The sequence below is a fragment of the Rhizobium sp. 01N48 genome, from assembly GCF_056399145.1.
The window spans coordinates 403933-420500 of the sequence record NZ_JBFTQT010000001.1 but is presented as its reverse complement, the minus strand read 5'-3'; the positions used below and the strand labels follow the sequence as shown (position 1 = coordinate 420500).

Genomic DNA, 16568 nt, shown 5'->3' with positions numbered 1-16568 from the left:
AGTTCTCAATATTCCAGCGGCAGCGTCGCGTTTTCCAGCCACGCCTTGACCTCGTGGTCATGGATCAGCGGCATCAGCGCTTCACGCGTCTTCACGTGATAGTCGTTGAACCAGTGCAGCTCGTCATGGGTCAGAAGCTCGGGAATGACGAGGCTGCGGTCGATCGGGCAGAAGGTCAGCGTCTCGAAGCTCATCACCGGCATGTCGCCGCCCTCGACGGGCTCGGCATCGCGCACATAGATCAGGTTCTCGATGCGGATCCCGAACGCGCCCGGCCGGTAGTAGCCGGGCTCGTTGGAAAGGATCATCCCTGGCAGAAGCTCCTGCGTCGACATCCGGGAGATCCGCTGCGGCCCCTCGTGCACGGAGAGATAGGAACCGACGCCGTGACCCGTGCCATGGCCGAAATCGGCCCCTGCCCGCCAGAGCGCGATACGCGCCAGCGGATCGAGATCGCAGCCGCGCGTACCCCTAGGGAACCGCGCCGTGCTGATCTGGATCATCCCCTTCAGCACCAGCGTGAAGAACCGCTTCTGCTCTTCCGAAACAGTGCCAACACCCACCGTGCGGGTGATGTCGGTGGTGCCGTTGATGTATTGCGCGCCGGAATCGATCAGGAACAGCTCGCCCGCCTCAAGCTTGCGGTTGCTCTCCGTCGTCACCCGGTAGTGCATGATTGCCGCGTGCGGTCCGGCACCCGAGATCGTGTCGAAGGAGATGTCCTTCAGCGGGTTCTGCATGCTCTGCCCGACCTTGGCGCGCGCCGCCTCGAGCTTCTCGGCGACCTCGATCTCGGTCACCGTGCCGGGCTTGGTCTGCGCCAGCCAGCACAGGAACTCTACCATCGCCGCGCCATCCTGCAGATGCGCCGCCGCAGACCCGTTGATCTCGACGCTGTTCTTGACAGCCCGCGGCAGCTTCGCCGGATCGTTGCCCTCGACCACGACACCATCAGCCGCGCGAATGATGCTGGCAAGCCCGTAGGAGGTGAGATCGGGATCGACGAGCACCCGGCCACCGTCCTTGGAAACCGCCGAAAGCGTCTCCTTGAGCACCGATGGCGGCAGCTGCACGCACATCTGCGCCAGATAGGCCTCCTGCTCGATCCCAGTCTTGCGCTTGTCGAGAAACAGGTCGGCCTTGCCGTCGGCATAGATGATGGCGCGCGCCAAAGGATGCGGCGTGTGTGGCACGTCGGCGCCGCGAATGTTGAAGATCCAGGCGACCGAAGAGGGATCGGCGATCAGAACCGCCTTGATATCCTTGGCTTTAAGATCGGCCGCGATCTTGGCGATCTTTTCATCGGCGAGGATACCCGCCTGCGCCACGTTCTGGATGGCAACGGCCCCCAGCGGCTCCTGCGGCCGGTCGGCCCAGAGCCTGTCGAGCGGATTGTGCGGAAGGATGATCAGCGAGCCACCGATTGCGTCCAGCGCGTTCTCCAGCCGCTTGACCTCGGCGCCGGAATGCAGCCACGGATCGATCCCGAGCCGCAGCCCCTTGGCGCCGTGATTGCCGAGCCACAGATGCGGCGGCTCGTTGACGAGATCGCCACCCGTAAACACCGAACCATCCACCTGCTCGGCAAGCTGCGTCACATAGCGGCCGTCGACGAACACGATCGCTTCAGTGCGCGTCACCAGCGCCATGCCGGCCGAGCCGGTAAAGCCCGTCAGCCACGCCAGCCGTTCCGAACATGCCGGCACATATTCGCCGTTGAACTCGTCCGCCCTGGGGACAAGAAAGGCGTCGATCGCAAGTTCGTCGAAACTTGCACGCAGCGCAGAGGTGCGATCGCGGCCGAATTGTGGCGTGGAGGTGACTTCGAAAGACTGGTACATGCTCAAAAACCTGATGTTTGGTCCGACATTCAACACGAATCCGGCAGGCGGAATGCCGCTATGTTATCGGAATTTCACGCGAACGGGAGAAAAACCGCGTCTCGCCGACAACCGAAAGCCGCGTAATATTTGGGCGGAAATGAGGCGCAATTCACCGGCTTGGCACGCTTTATGCATTGGCTGCATGGCTCCCATGAAACAAACCCTCTGCCTCGATTTTTTCAATCGGTTATAAGGCGCTCATCGAATGGTTCAAAGTGAACCGGAAACAAAAGGAATTTTGAAATGACTGCCTCTCTGTCGCGCTCCGCTTACAGCAGCCCGGTACAGGCTGGCGAGCGCCAGACTGTCCGTCATATCATCGGCGCTCGTCGCCCGCTGAACGAAGGCCCCCGCACCATTCTCGCTGGCGCCGCAAGAAGCTACGCATTCTGAGCAACGCGCCGCTCCGCTCTCCTCCTCCCTCACCGGAACGGCGATCAGAATAAGTAGACGTCTGCTTGAGCACTCCTCCTCATCAAGCTCGCAGACATGATCGGGAAACCGGTCGCAAGGCGGTGCCATTGGCGCCGCCTTTTCTTTTTGTCGCGATGTGACGCGATTGAAATGCAAAAGCCCCGAGGCCATCAGGCGCTCAGGGCTTTTTTGATTGCTAATTAAATCCTAGTGGCCTCATGGCCGGTCGAGATGGATCGTCACCCAGCCATTGCGCCAGATGGTGCGCACATGCCTCAGATGCGCGCCATTATAGGCCGCCAGCACCTTCCAGCGCTGCGACGCCAGAATGCCCGACAGGATCACCGATCCGCCCGGCGCCAGATGCGTGACGAGCTGCGGCGCCATCTTGATCAGCGGCCGCGCTAGGATGTTGGCGATGATGAGATCGAACGGACCATGGTTCGAAAACGCCGTCGAATGGAACCCCGGCGCCGTCTCCGTGATGATACCCGACGCGATGCCGTTGCGGCGCACATTCTCGGCCGCGACACGGGTGGCGATCGGATCGATGTCGGTGGCGAGAACCGGAATGTTCTTCAGCTTGCGCACCGCGATCGCCAGAACACCGCTACCCGTGCCGAGATCGAGCGCGTTGCGGACCCGGCGCGAACGCACCACGCGGTCGATAACCTCGAGGCAGCCCGCCGTCGTGCCATGATGGCCGGTGCCGAAGGCCTGCCCGGCATCGATCTCGATGGCGATATCGCCGGAGCGCACCTTGTCGCGGTCGTGCGAGCCATGCACCAGGAAGCGCCCTGCCCGGACCGGCTTCAGCCCCTCGAGCGATTTCGCCACCCAGTCGACATCGGGAATGACCTCGCGCTGGACAGACATCTCGGGGAATGCTTCGCCCAGCGCTGCCTCGACCCGAACCCGGACGTCATCCTCGTCCTCGCGCATCATGTAGACGGAGGCTTCCCAGATGTCCTTCTTCTCGTCGATTTCGGTGGTGGCGATGGCAAAGTCTTCTTCGCCGAACACCTCGGACAAAAGGTCGAGCACTGCCCCGGCCAGCACTTCTGTCGTCGTCACATAAAGGCGGATTTCACTCAAGGTCGGTCTTTCCCGTTACAACGCGCCGTCAATCCACGGCGGCGGCGGCGTGTCGTATCCCGCAACGCCGGTCAGCAATCTTCTTTGGAATGCAGGTAGTCTAAAAAGCACCGGCACCGCAAGGTTCCGGATCGAAATAGCCAGTCGATTGCGCATCGCAATCAGCCTTGTCAGCTGCCGCGTCTGCTTCAGCACCGTCTTGACCGCCGGCAGCCGCAACCGGCTGTACTCGCTCTCGCGCCCCTCGGAAATCAGATAGGCGAGCCAGCAGGCATCCTCGATCCCGAGATTCATCCCCCGCGCACCAGCCGGTGAATGGATATGGGCGGCATCGCCGGCCAGAAACACATTGCCCTTGGCCATCTCTTCGACATGGCGGAAATGAATGCGAAACTCCGAGGCCCACAGACGCTCCGCCACCGGCCCGGGATGCACGATCTTCGTCTCGAAATCCGGCAGCGTGGAAATGAACCGCAGCACATCGCGCTCAACCGGGATCCGGCCGATCATCCCGGGATCGACCAGCTGCATCTCGATGAAATGCGGGTCGATCTCCTTTTTGTAGCGAAAGTCGGCGAGATAGAAGCTGCTCTCCAGCGCCTCGCCCGGAAAGCCGATACCGACAGCCTTGCGCACCACCGAATGCGCGCCATCCGCCCCGATGACGATATCGAAAGTGGCCGTCTCGACGGTCCCGTCAGGCTTGCGCAGCGTGACGACGGGCTTGGCATCGCCGGATACCTTCTCGATCGCGGTCTGCCACTCGGGATCGACCTCGTAATCATCGAGCTTGCTTAAGAGCAGTCGTTCGGTATGACCTTGCGCCAGCGCATAAATGGCGCTGAAGCGCCCCTGCAGCTTCGTCGTGTCGACCGTCGCCAGGCGTTTCCCCTCGGAGGTCGCGCGAAACTGCGCGATCTGCTGCGCCTCCTGCAGGATGGCATCCGTCACCCGTGACGGGCCAAGCAGCGTCAGCGTCCGGGCATTGACGCCCAGTGCCCTGCTTTCGGCAAGCGGAACGGGACCGACATCATTGTCGACGACACGCGGGCGAAAGCCGCGTCGGGCGAGTTCGAGGGCAACGGTAAGACCGGTCGTGCCGGCGCCTGCAATCAGAATGCTGCGATGCCCCGGCGCCATGATCTCATCCCTTGTTGGCGAGGTTCTCCAGCTTTTTTACCGCCGTATCGGGATTTTCGCCATAGGCGATCGTGCCGGAGAAACGACCCTGGGAGTCAAGCAGGAACACCTGCGCGCTGTGATCCATCGTGTAATCGCCATTGGGATTGTTTTCGTCGACCGGCACCTTCTTGGCGTAGACGCGGTAACCCTTGATCACCTCGGCCACCTTGTCCGGCGCGCCCGAAATGCCGACGATCCGCTTGGAGACGTTCGACACATACTGGTTCATCACCTCGGGCGTATCGCGCTCCGGATCGACGCTGACGAAATAGGCGTGCAGCTTGTCGCCATTCGGATCGACCTGCTTCAGCCAGCCATCCAGCTCGAACAGCGTCGTCGGGCAGACCTCGGGGCAATGGGTGAAGCCGAAGAACACCGCCGACGGCTTGCCGCGAAACGCCTGCTCGGTGATCGGCTTGCCATCCTGGGCGACAAGCGTGAACGGAACGCCGAACGGACCGTCGGAGGCCACTTCCTTGGTCTGCGTCACATTCAAGGTCAGCCATCCCAGGATACCGGCCATCAGGAACACGGCAACCCACACGGCGATACGCACTGTTTTCATCGATAATTTCCTCGCCCCAGGGAATGATCCCTTCGCTTGCCTGATATCGCGTCGCCGGCACCCGCGCAATTCAACAAGACGTTTTTCGAGCCGTGATGAATTGCCTCACCCAATCAGGAGCGCAATCGCGGACCCGCCATTTCCAAGCGCGGTATCGTTAGCAAATACTTAAAAAATCATTGGCATATTTAGCCCCGGATAGGACGCTCGCCGTTCGACTGACATGATGTCCGGCTGGAGCTTGATCCCGCTTATCCGCTTGCTGGCGAATGAGAACATGACCGCGCTCATCGCGGGAGGGGACAAGTCTTCACATGACAGACATGACAGTGCGTAAGAGCCTTTCCGTCAGCCAGAGGCTCGGGACGCTCGCCGGCGCGGCATTGATCGGCTTCGGCGCGATGATGGGCATCGGATGGTATGAAAACATCACGGTGCGCAAGGCGCTCGATCGGGCCAACGAAATCCAGGCAAGCGTCGACTACATCAACGAGATGCGCACGGCCAACCTGACCCTGATCCTGGCCGCGATGGACACCATCGTCGATCGCGACAGCAAGGTGGTCACGGCGGAACGCCTGAAGCTGATGAACGATTCGATCGCCCAGCTCTCAAGCGGCGCCAGCCAGATGCGCCTGCTCGCCGACGAAATGAACGCAGCCGCTCTCGTCTCGAATTATGACGGCGATGTCGCCGCCCTCAAGCAGAGCATCCTCGGCGACCTCAAGAATGCCGTCGAGACAGGTGCTCCAGCAGCCGCCTTCGACCAGCTGGACGACGCCATCGACGCCGGCGGCGACAAGCTGACCACGACGCTCGACAAGCTGGCGCTGGATGGCGGCGCCATCGCCAAGAAACGCATCGAGCAGGCCAACGTTATTTCCCAGAACGCCGTCTACATCCAGATCGGCCTCGGCATCATCGCGATGTTGTGCATGGCCGGCCTCCAATACATCCATGGCGGCTCGATCCGCCGCGGCATCGAGAGCGTCCGCGCCAGCATGCAGCGGATCACCAATGGCGATCTCGACAGCCCCGTGCCCGCCACCCAACGTGGCGACGAGATCGGCGACATGGCCCGCGCCGCCGAAGGCTTTAGGCAGGCGGCGATCGACAAGCGCGCGCTCGAACAGCGCAGCGAAAGCGAACGCCAGCAATCGGACGCCGAGCGCCGCAGCCGCGACGCCGCCAAGCTTGCCGACACCGAGGCGCTCAACACTGCCGTCACAGCGCTCGGCCAGGGCCTGAAGCGCCTTGCCGCCGGCGATGTCACCGCGACGATCGCAAACGCCTTCAAGCCGGAACTGGAGGGCCTGCGCGCCGACTTCAACCAGACCACCGCGACGCTGCGCCAGACGATGACCGAGATCACCCGCAACGGCACCTCAATCCAGGCCAACGGCCGGCAGATGCGCTCGGCCGCCGACGACCTCGCCAAACGCACCGAGCAGCAGGCAGCCTCTCTGGAGCAGACATCGGCCGCGCTCGACCAGATCACCACCACCGTGCGCAACGCCACCAACCGCGCCGAGAGCGTCGGCCAGATGGTTGCCCACACCCGGGAGAACACCGCCAAGTCCGATATCGTCGTCAACGACGCCATGGCCGCGATGGAACGCATCGAGACCGCCTCGCGTGAGATCGGCCAGATCATCAACGTCATCGACGAGATCGCGTTCCAGACAAACCTGCTCGCGCTGAACGCGGGCGTCGAGGCGGCGCGTGCCGGCGAGGCCGGCAAGGGCTTCGCGGTCGTGGCCCAGGAAGTGCGTGAACTCGCCGTGCGCGCCGCCAACGCCGCCAAGGACATCAAGACGCTGATCGGCAAATCCGGCGCCGAAGTGAAGACCGGCGGCGAGCTGGTGACGGCTGCGGGACAGGCTTTGCGCGAAATCGGCGAAGATGTTTCGCGGATCGACGAACATGTTAAATCAATCGTAACCTCTGCACGCGAACAATCGGTAGGACTGAACGAGATCAATACAGCCATCAGCCAGATGGACCAGGTCACGCAGAAAAACGCGGCCATGGTGGAAGAGACGAACGCGGCAAGCCATACGCTTGCCACCGACGCCGACCACCTGATCCAGCTGATCGGCACGTTCAATATCGGCGAGGGCATGAATGCCCGTCACACGCCGCGGGAAGCATCAGCAGCCTCGCATCCGAAATCATCTCCCGCCCGAGCCCTCATCGGCAAGGTCGCGGGCGCATTCAGCGGCGGCAGCGCCGCACGAGCCATGGCCGCTCCGGCCGGAGACAACTGGGAAGAATTTTGATCATGAATAGCACTGTCATCAACCAGACCGGTTCTCATTTGGAGATCGTGTCCTTCCATCTCGGCGAGCAGGAATTCTGCATCGACATCATGGCGATCCGCGAAATCCGCGGCTGGGCGCCGGTCACCCCGATGCCGCACACCCCGCCCTACGTTCTCGGCCTCATCAACCTGCGCGGCGCCGTTATCCCCGTCATCGACATGGCCTGCCGCCTCGGCATGAAGATGACCGAGCCTTCCGAGCGCTCCGCCATCATCGTCACCGACATCGCCGGCAAGCTGGTCGGCCTACTGGTCGAACAGGTCTCCGACATGATGACCATCAAGAGCGAAGACCTGCAGCCTGCGCCGGAAATCATCCCGGAAGAACAGCGCGCCTTCTGCCGCGGCATCGTGGCCCTGGAAAAGACCATGGTCTGCTTCCTCAACCTCGACACCGTCATCGCCGACGAACTGGCCCGCGAAGCCGCGTAAGCCGGATCGAGCATCGCAATACGAAACAGCCCGCGACGGGATCCGTCGCGGGCTGTTTTCATTTCAAGCGGCAGCCAGCCTGAGCCTAGCCCGAGATCTCGACGGAGAAGGCAAAGCGCGCGGTCTTGCCCGCTTCAAGCGTCTGGCTGTAGGGCCGCTCGGCAAGCGCCTTGGAGCCACCATTTTCGGCCGCCATGCCATGCCAGGGCTCGATGCAGATGAACGGCGCGCCGGGCTTCTGCCAGAGCGCCAGATTGGGCAGGTTCTCGAAGCTGAAATGCAGCGTCGGCCCACCCTCGGCGCTATAGCGCAGCCCATCGCCGGCTCCCTCGGGGAAGACCATCGCGTCCTCATCGAACATCCTGTGATCGAGCACCAGCCGCCCTTGCCTGAACGGCGACGGATGCTTGGCGAACGACAACAGCCCGCCGGACAGGCGGATGAGCGCGGGCTCGGCGCCATTGTCGAGCGTAATCACATGATCACTCCCCTCGGCACCCGGCAGCGGCCAGACGAAGGCGGAGTGGAAGCCCAGCCCGAACGGCATCGGCCGCGTGTCGCGATTGCTCACCTCTGCGGCGACCGTCAGCGTTCGTCCTTCGAGGGTATGCTCCACCGCAAGCACGAAATCGAACGGATAGGCAGCCTTCGTCGCCTCCGACGCCGCAAGTTCGTAGCGGCACATCGTATCGCTGGACGCGGTGAGCGCGAACTCGGCACGGCGGGCAAAGCCATGCTGGTTCATCGGATAGCGCTTGCCCTCGATCTCGACCGCATCGTCAGGCGCCTTGCCGACGATCGGAAACAGGATCGGCGACCGCCCGCTCCAGAAGGAAGCGTCGCCGTTCCACAGCAGCGAACGGCCATCGCTGGTATCGAGCGTCTGCATCTCGGCACCCAGCGACGAGACGTCGACGCTCAGAAACTCGTTTGCTATCCGGGTGGTATCAGGCATCGTCAGTCCTCTTCCATGTGATCTCCGGCGCGGACCTTATCCGCGCCGCATGACGATTGCCATATCGCATGAGACGACAAGACCAGGCTTCACCGAAAGTTGCGCGCGCGCCCGCCCTTATTGCGGCTTGCCGTTCTTCCAGGTCACCGTCTGCCCGTAGAGCGACACGGTGGAGATCGCCATCTTCGCCGATCCGTTGGTGAGCTCGCGTGAATGCGCCAGATAGATCAGCGTATCGTTCTGCTTGTCATAGATGCGGGTGACGACGAGCTTCTTCCAAACCAGCGAGATGCCCGACTTGAACACCTCGTCCCCGCCCTTCGAAAGGTCGATATCGCCGATCTCGATCGGCCCGGTCTGATGGCAGGAAATGGCGCTGTTCGAAGGATCCTCGAACCAGTTTCCGTTCTTGACGCGATCGATGACGCTGCGGTCGAAATAGCTCACATGGCAGGTGACGCCCTTGACCTCAGGATCGGCCACCGCATCGACGAGAATATCATTGCCGATCCAGTCGACCCCCACCTTGCCGACGACATCCGCGGACGCGGCACCTGCGGACACACCAGCCAGGATGGCTGCGGAAAGGACGAGATTGCGAAGTCTGGACATGGCGATATTCCCTCAGCGGCGCTTCAATGTTGCGCAAGCTAAGATAGGCGGAGCCTGCCGCATGGCAAGAAACCCCATGCCCATGAATTGACCCCATGGAGCGAGACGCGCCCCGCCGGCTTCAGCGCCAGCAGCAAGCTCGCGCCGCTAGCCCCTGCGGCAGGTGCAGGGCTCGTAGCCGCGCGACGTCAACCGCCCCGGCTTCATGCCGATGAATTCGGGGATAGCATGCACCGCCGCAGCCCCCACATGCCGCGCCATGGCAATCGCCGCCTGCGCGCAGACGGCGGCATCCTCGGCGGCATTGTGGTGCACGAAACGCAGCCCGAGATGCTCTGCCAGAATGTTCAGCCGATGCGACAGGAAATGCGGCCAGATCCGCTGCGACATCTTCAGGCTGCAGAGATAGGTAAGCTCGGGATAGGCCTGCCGGTAGCCATCGAGGCAGGCACGCCAGACGCTGAAATCGAAGGAGGCGTTATGCGCGATCATCGTCGCACCCCTGAAGTCATCGACGAACTCGTCCATCACCTCGGGAAATTTCGGCGCATCCTCGACATGTTCAGGCCGGATGCCGTGGATGGCGATGTTCATCCCCGAAAACCGCATCTCCCGCGGCCGTATCAACCGCTCCTCCACCCTGGTCACCACCCCATCCTCGATCCAGGCAAGCCCGACCGAACAGGCACTGCCGCGCTGCTCGTTGGCGGTTTCGAAATCGATAGCGATGGTTTTCAAGCGAACTTTCCCGACTGACGGTCCCGCCGCCCTTTTAGACGCGGCGGAACGATTCGGCAAAAGCAGACGTCGACCCGCAGCCGATCTCGGTCGCCGAGCCTAGAACATCGTATTGGTGTTGGCGGACTTTTCCGGGATGGGCTGAACCGCGTCCCAGTGCTCCTCGATCTTTCCGTCCTTCAGGCGGAATATGTCGACGATGGCGTTGCCGCGTGTTCCCGGTTCGCGCAGCGCGAAGACGTGCAGGATCACATAGTCGCCGTCGGTGAAGACCTGTTTGATTTCGCTGTGAGACTGCGGATATTTCTGCTTGAGGAAGCCGAGAAAGTCCTTCAGCCCCTCAGGACCGTCGGCGGCGTTGGGATTGTGCTGGATGTATTTGCCGAGATAGGGCGCAGCCGCCGCAAAGTCCTTCTGGTTGAGCGCCTTCTCGTAAAAATCGAGCACGATTGCCTTGTTGCGCTGCTCGACAGTTTCGCTGTCAGCCTGCTGGGCATAAGCCGGCACTGCGCAGGCCAGCGTAAGGGCAACGGCAGAGAGAGTAAGCACTTTCCTCATCGGACTTCCTATCGGTTCGTATCTGACGACTCGCCGCTGAGCGAGGCGATGACCGAAAGATGCAAATCCGCTCGCCCATGGAAAGTCACAGTCGCTTTACCGGCCGGTTCGCAAGGCCCGGCGGGGGCAATACCCGGATGAGTTGACAAAGGTAACGACATATCGCAACCTCGTGCCATGATCGCCAACGCAACCATGATGACCCTTCATATCACCACGCCCCATCAAGGGTGCGCGGGTGCTGTGCTGTGTTGAACGCATAGCGATCATCCCGAGAACCCTGCCGAGGCGAGCAGGGTTTTTGGAACCGGCTCTCCTCGTATCGACAAAGGAGAGCCAGAATGCCGAGAGACCCTGAAAATCCGCAGCCCAATAAAGCCGCACCTGCCGGAGACATCCGCGTGCGCGCCCTACTTTCATCGGACGCCGAAGCGATCGCCGAGTTGACGAACCTTCCCGGTTTTCGCGCCGGCACGCTGCGTCTGCCCTATCCATCGGTGACCGAGGTCCGCAAGTACGCGGAGAACCCCTCGCCCGGCGCACTCAATCTCGTCGTGACGCTCGACGACAAGATCGTCGCTAACGGAGGTCTCAACCGCTTTTCCGGACGCCGACAACACGTCGCGAGCATTGGCATGGGTGTGCATGACGACTTCGTGGGCCGCGGTTTTGGCAGAAGGCTGCTGGCGGCGATGGTCGAGGCGGCGGATGACTGGCTCGACATCAAACGCCTTGAACTCACCGTCTACACCGACAACGAACCCGCCATCGCGCTCTACCGAAAGTTCGGCTTCGAGCAGGAAGGGCTGCTGAAATCCTTCGGATACCGCGCCGGCGAGTATGTCGACGCGTATGCCATGGGGCGGTTGCGATGAGAGTATGGTGGTCGGCAATCAACCGATCACCGTCGACCAAACACCTGACACCTCACCCGCCAATCAACGCCAGCCACTCATCCTCATCCATCGTCTGGACGCCGAGTTCTTTTGCTTTGTCGAGCTTCGATCCGGCGCCGGGGCCAGCAACCAGGATATCGGTCTTCTTCGAGACCGAGCCGGCGACCTTGGCGCCGAGGCTTTCGGCGCGCGCCTTGGCCTCGTCGCGGGTGAATTTTTCCAGGCTGCCGGTGAAGACGACGGTCTTGCCGGCGACGGGGCTGTCGGAAGCGGCGATCTGCTCGGCGGCCTCGGGCGTCACCTCGTCCAGCAGGCGGCCGACGACGTCGAGATTGCGCGGCTCCTTGTAAAACTCGACGATGGCGCGGGCGACGATCTCGCCGATGCCCTCGACATTGTTCAGATCCTGCCAGGCGTCACCGGCCAGCGACGAGGCTTCTTTCATCGCGGTCTCGAAAGCCTCGTAAGTGCCGTAGTGGCGGGCGAGCAGCTTGGCGGTGGTCTCGCCGACATGGCGGATGCCGAGCGCGTAGATGAAACGGTTGAGCGCGATCGAGCGGCGCTCGTCGATGGCGTCGAACAGCTTCTTGACGCTCACCTTGCCGAAGCCGTCGATATTCTCGAGCTTGGTCAGCGTCGAGGCCTCCTGCCGCTTCTTGAGCGTGAAGATATCCGGCGCCGTGCGGATCTTCAGCGCCTCGTCCTCGCTCTCGAAGAAGAAATCGACCTGCTTGGTCCCAAAACCCTCGATATCGAAGGCGTTGCGCGAAACGAAATGCTTCAGGTGCTCGGTCGCCTGCGCGCGGCAGACGAAGCCGCCGGTGCAGCGTGTGACGGAATCGAGCTTGCCGGTCTTCTCGTTGCGCTCCCGCACCGCATGCGATCCGCACACAGGACACGTTTTCGGAAACACATAGGCCTCTGCCCCCGCCGGCCGCTTCTCCATCACCACGTCGAGCACCTGCGGAATGACGTCGCCCGCCCGCTGCACGATGACGGTGTCGCCGATGCGGATATCGTGATCATCCTCGCGGATGCGCTCGCCGGAATTGCCGATGCCCTTGATGTAATCCTCGTTGTGCAGCGTCGCATTGGTGACGACGACGCCGCCGACGGTGACGGGCGTCAGCCGCGCCACCGGCGTCAGCGCGCCGGTGCGGCCGACCTGGATGTCGATGTTCTCGACAATGGTGAACGCCTGCTCGGCCGGGAACTTGTGCGCTGTCRCCCAGCGCGGGCTGCGCGAGCGGAAGCCGAGGCGCTGCTGCAGGTCGAGCCGATCGACCTTGTAGACGACGCCGTCGATATCGTAGTCGAGATCGGGACGTTGAAGGCCGATCTCGCGGTAATGACCGAGAATGTCCTCGACCGAGGACAACCGCTTCATCAGCGGATTGATGGGAAAACCCCATTTGCCGAAGGTCTCGACCATGCCCATCTGTGTGTCTGAAGGCATCTCGGAGATCTCGCCCCAGGCATAGGCGAAGAAACGCAGCTTGCGGCTCTCCGTCACCTTGGCGTCGAGCTGGCGCAGCGACCCTGCCGCCGTGTTGCGCGGGTTCACATAGGTCTGCTTGCCCTCGGCCTCCATCTGCGCGTTGAGCGCAAGGAAGTCGCTCTTGGCCATATAGACCTCGCCGCGCACCTCGACGATATCGGGCGCGTCCGCAGGCAGCGTGTTCGGGATCTGCTTGATGGTCTTCACATTGGCGGTAACGTTCTCGCCCGTCGTGCCGTCGCCGCGGGTTGCGGCGCTCACCAGCTTGCGGTTCTCGTAGCGGATCGACATCGACAGGCCGTCGATCTTCGGCTCGGCGGTAAACGCGATCGAGCCGTCGGGGAGCTGTCCGAGGAAGCGGTAGACCGAGCCGATGAAGTCCTGCACGTCCTCGTCGGAAAACGTGTTGTCGAGCGACAGCATCGGCCGCGAATGGGTGATCGGCGCGAAGGTGGCGAGCGGGGCGGCGCCGACACGGCGCGACGGGCTGTCGTCGCGGACGAGTTCCGGGAAGCGCTGTTCGATCGCATCGTTGCGCCGCTTCAGCGCGTCGTACTCGGCATCCGAAATCGCCGGCTGGTCCTTGCCATGATAGAGCTCGTCATTGCTGGCGATCTCGGCCGCCAGAAAGGCAAGCTCTGCGGCGGCCTGTTCTTCGCTCAGGGTTTCGACGGGCGTTTGGTTGGCGGCGGACATGGCAGACTCCCTTTGAGGAGTCGTTTTCTAGAGCAATTTTCACCGGGGAAAAAGCGCCGCTTTATGGTTGTCAGCAACTGGTTACAGATCGGTCCGATGATCGACTGGACGGACCGTCACTGCCGACGCTCTCGCCAGCGACCTACTCGCCCGCCGTCAACAACCGCTTGGCGGCCGCCCTCGCCTCTTCCGTTACCGAAGCGCCGGCCAGCATGCGGGCGATTTCCTCGGTGCGGTCGTGCGGCTCCATCGTCGCCACGCGGGTGGCGATCTTTTCGGAGCCCTCGGAAGCCGGTCCCTTGGAGATCAACAGATGCGTCGCAGCCCGTGCCGCCACCTGCGGCGCGTGGGTGACGGAGAGAACCTGGACCTTGGCCGACAGCCGCTTCAGCCGCTGGCCGATCGCATCGGCGACAGCGCCACCGACGCCCGTGTCGATTTCGTCGAAAACAAGCGTCGGCGCCGAGCCGCGATCTGCAAGCGCCACCTTGAGCGCCAGCAGAAAGCGCGAGAGCTCACCGCCGGATGCGACTTTCATGATCGAGCCTGGGCGCGTGCCTGGGTTGGTCTGGACGTGGAATTCGACCACGTCGATGCCCTCGGCCGCAGCCTCTTCCGGGTTGGAGGCGATCTCCACCATGAAGCGGGCGCGCTCGAGTTTCAGCGCCGGAAGTTCGGCCATGACGGCTGCGGCAAGCGCCTCGCCGGCCTGGTGACGCTTGGCCGAGACCACCTGCGCGGCCGCCTCATAGGCGACCTTCGCGACGCCGACCTCGGCTTCGAGCTTGGCAAGCTTCTCCTCGCCGGCATCGAGATCGGCCAGATCGTTGCTCATGCGGATTGCGAGCGCCGGCAGTTCGGTGACCGGCACCGAATATTTGCGCGAGGCGCCGCGCAGCGCGAAAAGTCGCTCCTCGACGCGCTCCAGTTCCTTGGGGTCGTATTCCGTCTTGCGCAGTGCGGCTTCGACTTCCATCTGCGCGTTGGACAGCTGGTCGAGTGCTGCATCAAGCAGCGCCACGGTGTCTTCCAGCAGTCCCGGCGCCTCATGGCTCTTGCGCTCCAGCCGGCGCACCAGCGAGGCGATATGGGGCACGGGCGAGGCATTGCCGTTGAGGAATTCGGAGGCTTCGGCGATATCGCCGGCGATGCGCTCGGCCTTCATCATCTTCTGGCGGCGTTCGGCGAGCTCATCCTCTTCGCCGTCCTGCGGCGCCAGCTTGTCGAGCTCTTCGACGGAGGAGCGGATGTAATCCGCCTCGCGCGCTGCCGCCTCGACCTTCTCGCGGTGCTTCTTCAGCGTCCGCTCCGTATCGCGCCAGACGCGATAGAGCTGCGAAACGCCGGCCACCTCGTCGGCGATGCCGGCGAAGGCGTCGAGCAGGATGCGGTGGGCGTGAGTATCGACCAGCGCGCGGTCGTCATGCTGTCCGTGGATCTCCACCAGCATCTGGCCGGCCTGGCGCATCAGTTGCACGCTGATCGGCTGGTCGTTGACATAGGCCTTGGTGCGGCCATCGGCGCTCTGCACGCGACGGAAGATCAGGTCGCCGTCATCGTCGATGCCGTTGTCGCGCAACAGCACGCGGGCCCGATGGTCGGGGCCGACGTCGAAAACGGCGGTCACCTGCCCCTTGTCCTCGCCATGGCGGACAAGACCGCCGTCGCCGCGCCCGCCAAGGGCGAGCGACAGGCTGTCGAGCAGGATGGATTTGCCGGCGCCGGTCTCCCCCGTCAGAACGGAGAGACCAGCCTCGAAGGCAAGATCCAGCCGCTCGATCAGGACGATATCGCGGATCGAAAGCTGGATCAGCATCGGCTTTAGGTACCGAGGAGTTTCTTGCCGGCTCGCGAAATCCACGAGCCCTGATTTTCACGCGGCTCTGCGCCGTTGTTCTTCAAGAGCTTGTAGGAATCCGCGTACCACTGGCTGTCGGGGTAGTTGTGGCCGAGAACGGCGGCTGCCGTCTGGGCTTCCTCGACGATACCCATCGCGTAATAGGCCTCGACCAGACGCGCGAGCGCCTCTTCGACCTGGTTCGTGTTCGGGTACTTCTCGACGACGATGCGGAAGCGCGAGATGGCGGCAAGGTATTCCTTGCGCTCCATGTAGTAGCGGCCGATCTGCATTTCCTTGCCGGCGAGCTGGTCGCGGGCAAAGCGGATCTTCGCCTGCGCGTCGTCGACATATTCGGAATCTGGATAGTTGTCGATCACGGCCTGCATGGCCTCGACGGTTCTGGACGCAGCGCGCTGGTCCTGCGTCACGTCGACGATCTGCTTGGAATAGGTAAGACCGATCAGATACTGCACATAGGCGGCATCCTTCGACTTCGGATACTGCGCCATGTAGCGGTTGCCCGAGGCCAGCGCTTCGTCGAGGCGGCCCTGGCGGTACTTCACGAAGGTGCTCATCACGAGACCCTTGCGGGCCCATTCCGAGAACGGATTTTCGCGGTCGATCGAATCGAACTTGCGCGCGGCTTCCGCCATGTTGCCGGCCTTCATGTTGGCCAGACCCTGATTGTAGAGAACATCAGGCGGATCGCTCTGCAGGCCGAGCTTGGTAATATCGATATCGGGGTCCGATTGGCATCCGGAAATCAAGGCACCTGCGCTCAGCACCAGGAGCGATGCGAACAAAGCACGCGCTGTCTTCATCATACTTTCAGACCCTGCATAACCCATCGGAACATCCCAAGAGCCGCCATCCCTCAACGGCAG

The 16568-nt window shown here is 62.6% G+C and carries 15 protein-coding genes; 4 read left to right on the top strand and 11 right to left on the bottom strand.

Annotation, left to right across the window (positions count from 1 at the left end):
* Window positions 1–5: 5 nt before the first annotated feature.
* A complete protein-coding gene (locus tag AC1DOG_RS02025; RefSeq protein WP_477926615.1) occupies window positions 6–1841 on the bottom strand; it encodes an aminopeptidase P family protein in 1836 nt (611 codons plus the stop codon).
* 285 nt (window positions 1842–2126) lie between these two features.
* Between AC1DOG_RS02025 and AC1DOG_RS02020 the strand changes: the two genes are divergently transcribed.
* Window positions 2127–2276, top strand: coding sequence for a hypothetical protein (locus tag AC1DOG_RS02020; RefSeq protein WP_018897591.1), 150 nt, complete (start codon window positions 2127–2129; stop codon window positions 2274–2276).
* Window positions 2277–2513: 237 nt separating this feature from the next.
* Here the strand turns inward: AC1DOG_RS02020 and AC1DOG_RS02015 are convergent, their stop codons facing one another.
* The 3 genes from AC1DOG_RS02015 to AC1DOG_RS02005 are packed head-to-tail and all read right to left on the bottom strand — an operon-like array spanning window position 2514 to window position 5139.
* Window positions 2514–3392, bottom strand: a complete 879-nt coding sequence (locus tag AC1DOG_RS02015; protein WP_477926614.1) for a 50S ribosomal protein L11 methyltransferase — start codon at window positions 3390–3392, stop codon at window positions 2514–2516.
* Window positions 3393–3407: 15 nt separating this feature from the next.
* Window positions 3408–4532: an FAD-dependent oxidoreductase gene (locus AC1DOG_RS02010; protein ID WP_477926613.1), complete on the bottom strand. Its 1125-nt coding sequence runs from the start codon at window positions 4530–4532 to the stop codon at window positions 3408–3410.
* 4 nt (window positions 4533–4536) lie between these two features.
* On the bottom strand, window positions 4537–5139 hold the full coding sequence (locus tag AC1DOG_RS02005; protein ID WP_477926612.1) for an SCO family protein: 603 nt from the start codon (window positions 5137–5139) through the stop codon (window positions 4537–4539).
* A 314-nt stretch (window positions 5140–5453) separates the two neighbouring features.
* On the opposite strand from AC1DOG_RS02005, the gene AC1DOG_RS02000 reads away from it, so the two are divergent.
* Together AC1DOG_RS02000 and AC1DOG_RS01995 are read left to right on the top strand one after the other, a co-directional pair.
* The gene (locus AC1DOG_RS02000) at window positions 5454–7418 is read left to right on the top strand and encodes a methyl-accepting chemotaxis protein (RefSeq protein ID WP_477926611.1); all 1965 of its coding nucleotides are present in this window, start codon (window positions 5454–5456) and stop codon (window positions 7416–7418) included.
* A gap of 2 nt (window positions 7419–7420) precedes the next feature.
* Window positions 7421–7891: a chemotaxis protein CheW gene (locus tag AC1DOG_RS01995; protein ID WP_037110830.1), complete on the top strand. Its 471-nt coding sequence runs from the start codon at window positions 7421–7423 to the stop codon at window positions 7889–7891.
* A gap of 85 nt (window positions 7892–7976) precedes the next feature.
* Here AC1DOG_RS01995 and AC1DOG_RS01990 read toward each other — a convergent pair whose 3' ends face one another.
* The 4 genes from AC1DOG_RS01990 to AC1DOG_RS01975 all read right to left on the bottom strand — a co-directional run bounded on the left by AC1DOG_RS01990 (window position 7977) and on the right by AC1DOG_RS01975 (window position 10754).
* Window positions 7977–8846, bottom strand: coding sequence for an aldose 1-epimerase family protein (locus tag AC1DOG_RS01990; protein WP_477926610.1), 870 nt, complete (start codon window positions 8844–8846; stop codon window positions 7977–7979).
* Window positions 8847–8963: 117 nt separating this feature from the next.
* The gene (locus AC1DOG_RS01985) at window positions 8964–9458 is read right to left on the bottom strand and encodes a CreA family protein (RefSeq protein WP_112944291.1); all 495 of its coding nucleotides are present in this window, start codon (window positions 9456–9458) and stop codon (window positions 8964–8966) included.
* A 147-nt stretch (window positions 9459–9605) separates the two neighbouring features.
* The gene (locus AC1DOG_RS01980) at window positions 9606–10196 is read right to left on the bottom strand and encodes a 3'-5' exonuclease (protein ID WP_477926609.1); all 591 of its coding nucleotides are present in this window, start codon (window positions 10194–10196) and stop codon (window positions 9606–9608) included.
* Window positions 10197–10295: 99 nt separating this feature from the next.
* Complete coding sequence (locus AC1DOG_RS01975) at window positions 10296–10754, bottom strand: nuclear transport factor 2 family protein (protein ID WP_477926608.1); 459 nt, start codon at window positions 10752–10754, stop codon at window positions 10296–10298.
* Between the two features lie 341 nt (window positions 10755–11095).
* On the opposite strand from AC1DOG_RS01975, the gene AC1DOG_RS01970 reads away from it, so the two are divergent.
* On the top strand, window positions 11096–11629 hold the full coding sequence (locus AC1DOG_RS01970; RefSeq protein WP_477926607.1) for a GNAT family N-acetyltransferase: 534 nt from the start codon (window positions 11096–11098) through the stop codon (window positions 11627–11629).
* Between the two features lie 52 nt (window positions 11630–11681).
* Here the strand turns inward: AC1DOG_RS01970 and ligA are convergent, their stop codons facing one another.
* The 3 genes from ligA to AC1DOG_RS01955 form a co-directional block, all read right to left on the bottom strand.
* Window positions 11682–13844: an NAD-dependent DNA ligase LigA gene (gene ligA, locus AC1DOG_RS01965; protein ID WP_477926606.1), complete on the bottom strand. Its 2163-nt coding sequence runs from the start codon at window positions 13842–13844 to the stop codon at window positions 11682–11684.
* Between the two features lie 142 nt (window positions 13845–13986).
* Window positions 13987–15660: a DNA repair protein RecN gene (gene recN / locus AC1DOG_RS01960; protein ID WP_112980921.1), complete on the bottom strand. Its 1674-nt coding sequence runs from the start codon at window positions 15658–15660 to the stop codon at window positions 13987–13989.
* A gap of 5 nt (window positions 15661–15665) precedes the next feature.
* Window positions 15666–16532: an outer membrane protein assembly factor BamD gene (locus tag AC1DOG_RS01955; protein WP_181459232.1), complete on the bottom strand. Its 867-nt coding sequence runs from the start codon at window positions 16530–16532 to the stop codon at window positions 15666–15668.
* Between the last annotated feature and the right edge of the window lie 36 nt (window positions 16533–16568).